Source organism: Kribbia dieselivorans NBRC 106261, from assembly GCF_001552435.1.
GTDB lineage: Bacteria > Actinomycetota > Actinomycetes > Actinomycetales > Dermatophilaceae > Kribbia > Kribbia dieselivorans.
In genome coordinates, this window is record NZ_BCRE01000205.1 from 1 (window position 1) to 1,108 (window position 1,108).

Below are 1,108 nucleotides of genomic sequence, written 5' to 3' on the forward strand. Positions count from 1 at the left end.
CCGTCACGACCCCCGCCGGCCGCGCTCGGCGCATCGCTGGGCGCCGCGGCTTCGGGCAACACGCCCAGTTCCCGGGCCCGCTCGACGGCGGCCTGCGCCTGCGGCTGCGCGACCGACGCTCGCACCACCTCCTCGGCGACCTCGACCAACTCGTGACTCTGCAGGAGTTGAAGCAGGCGCGCCATCGGCGATCCGCCCGGTGGTTTCGGTGGCAACTGTGTGGCCGGTTCCTCGACCACGGGCGTGCCGGCGCCCTCGTTTCCGGTACCTCTCATGTCCGCCTACCTCCGGTGGGCGGGCAAGCAGGACCCATGGTTGGGGCCTGCGGGCCTCGCCGACCTGAAATGTGTGTCTGGACCTGCGAATGGATGTCGTGTCGGCGGGCCGCCGTCCGCTGCCCGCCGACGGATCACTCGTCGGCGTCGGGATCGAGTTCGGTGAGTGGTTCGGTGTCGGGCTCCGTCGGATCGGCGGAGGTGTCGGCAGCGATGTCGGAACCACCGGCGGGCGTGGGCATCGGGTACCCGCGTCGGGCCAGTTCCTGCTCCAGGCGGGCGGCGGGGTCGTCGACGCCGTCGTCGGGCCTCTGGTTCTCAGGCGTGTCGGCAGGATCCGGTGTGTGCGACATGTGATCCCCCCTGACCACGGTTTCGGTGTCCTGGAACGTCAGCGGCGTTGGTCGGCGTTCCGAGAACTCACTATCCTCCCCGTGCCCGGGACCTCGCAAGGGAACGAACGCATTCGGTCGCCGCGTGACCCGGGGCGGGGCAACGCGGCGACCGAAGCGGCGCGACGGGCTTCGGCTGACGCGACGACCGGAACCCGTCGGCGCGCCAGGCGTGAGATTCACAAACCCGATGGCCGGAGCGCCGTTCAGGCGCCGGCGCGCAGCACCTCGACCAGCGGCGTGGTGGGGCGTCCGATGAGGTCGGACAGCGTGGCGTTGGGAGTGTCCAGGTCGCCGGCGGCGATGCCGGCGTCCAGCGCGGCGACGAATCCGGCGGTGCCCTCGTCGAGCCCGGCGGCGGTGAGCGCGGCGACGTGCTCCGCCGCGGTGAGCCGCTGGTAGGTCACGTCGCGCCCGATCTCCTCGCCGATCGCGGCGGCG

Annotated in this window: 2 protein-coding genes and 1 pseudogene; all 3 read right to left on the minus strand. The window is 72.3% G+C overall.

The window, feature by feature from the left end; translation table 11 throughout:
• Positions 1–185 (minus strand): hypothetical protein (locus KD1_RS14265; protein WP_157073376.1); only part of this gene is annotated, 185 nt, incomplete at its 3' end.
• 224 nt (positions 186–409) lie between these two features.
• Positions 410–628, minus strand: coding sequence for a hypothetical protein (locus tag KD1_RS14270; protein ID WP_068403018.1), 219 nt, complete (start codon positions 626–628; stop codon positions 410–412).
• 245 nt (positions 629–873) lie between these two features.
• Positions 874–1,108, minus strand: a pseudogene (locus KD1_RS16945) (NAD(P)-dependent oxidoreductase); the annotation flags it as partial.

Coding starts and splice junctions, on each gene's coding strand:
- KD1_RS14270 (WP_068403018.1), bottom strand. CDS start 628: ATGTCGCACACACCGGATCCTGCCGACACGCCTGAGAACCAGAGGCCC.